General features: G+C 24.7%; 2 protein-coding genes. Both read right to left on the bottom strand.

From position 1 onward, the window contains the following. The coding region (locus tag E6A48_RS10865; RefSeq protein ID WP_219710276.1) for a polyprenol monophosphomannose synthase at positions 1–707 on the bottom strand (707 nt) is incomplete at its 3' end. 62 nt (positions 708–769) lie between these two features. Then, the coding region (locus E6A48_RS10860) for a hypothetical protein (protein ID WP_219710273.1) at positions 770–1,477 on the bottom strand (708 nt) is incomplete at its 5' end.

Here is a 1,477-nt window from a genome sequence, read left to right as displayed (position 1 = left end):
TTTGATTTATCTCTAAATCTTAAACGAACAACTCTAAATAAGGCTTCTGCTATTATGTTTTTAGACATTTTTGATTGACCGCTTCTTCTTTCATAAAATATTATAGGCTCTTCTGCTACTTTTTTACCAGTACTTTCAAAAGAATAATTCATCTCTATTTGAAAAGAATATCCAGCAGATAAAATATTGTCGAAGTTCATAGTTTTTAATACAGATACTCTAAAACATTTAAATCCGCCAGTAATATCCATTATCTTTGAACCTAATATAAATGAAGCATATCTATTTCCATAATATGATAAAAATAATCTTCTTAAAGGCCAATTAACCACACTAATACCATTACAATATCTTGAACCTATCACCAAATCCAAATTTTCTTTTTCCATTCTATCAACAAAATTAATAACAAAATTAGGGTCATGAGAAAAATCAGCATCCATCTCTATAACATAATCAGGATTATATTGAAAAGAATGTTTAAACCCAGCTATATAAGCAGGTCCAAGTCCTTCTTTTTTTTCTCTTTTTAATAAATGCACTCTGCTATTATCTAAATATTTTTCAACAATACTTGCTGTACCATCTGGACTATTATCATCAACTACTAGTATCTCTATATATTCTGGAAGTGCCAATACAGTATTAAGCATTTTTTCTATATTGTCGCTTTCATTGTAAGTAGGTATTATTATTATAGCTTTCATTTACATTCCTATTTTTTTGATTTTGAAATATTATATATTATTTTTTTATGTTTTCAATACTATTATTTGGAATAATTATCAAGTTCATTACAAAACTTAACAAAGTCTTCATAAACAGTGATAGACTGCAAATATCTTAAATCTATCATTAAACCAGAATCTATATGCTTAAAAAACTCCACATCCCATATCTCTGTTTCTACAAATCCATTTTTATAATCATATTTATAATACTCAAACTTATAATAAAATGTCCTAAAATATTTTACTTTTGCAAAGCATAATTTATATATTCTAAATATTATTCCAATAGTATCATTAGTGTTAAAAAACTTATCTGTAAAAATTAATGCTTTATGAGAGTTTTCTTTCTCTTGATACCATTTATCATTTTCTTTTATTAGTTCATATTTTTTGATTATATTTTCTTTATCAGCGGAATACAGAGAATTGTAGTTATAATCATATCTTACCATCTTATTATTAAAATCTATATCTTCACATATTATATAAAATGTTTTACTGTCTGTATGTATATTTATTTTTATGTTGGAATCTTTATAATTTTCATCTGCTCTAAAAACATCATATTCTGATGGGCAGGCATTAAAATGTGTATCACATTCTATATGTATTACATTTTTAAATACTATTTCTATATCATGATAGCAAGATAAATCATTGCTTCCTACAATATGCAAGTCTGTTTTATAATCATTAATCATAAAATCTAACCACATATTGTCTTTAATTGATTCATTAATTTTTTT

The sequence above is a fragment of the Brachyspira pilosicoli genome (assembly GCF_019402445.1).
Lineage (GTDB): Bacteria > Spirochaetota > Brachyspiria > Brachyspirales > Brachyspiraceae > Brachyspira > Brachyspira pilosicoli_B.
Note: the sequence above shows the minus strand (reverse complement) of the source record. Positions and strands in the feature narration are given on the sequence as shown.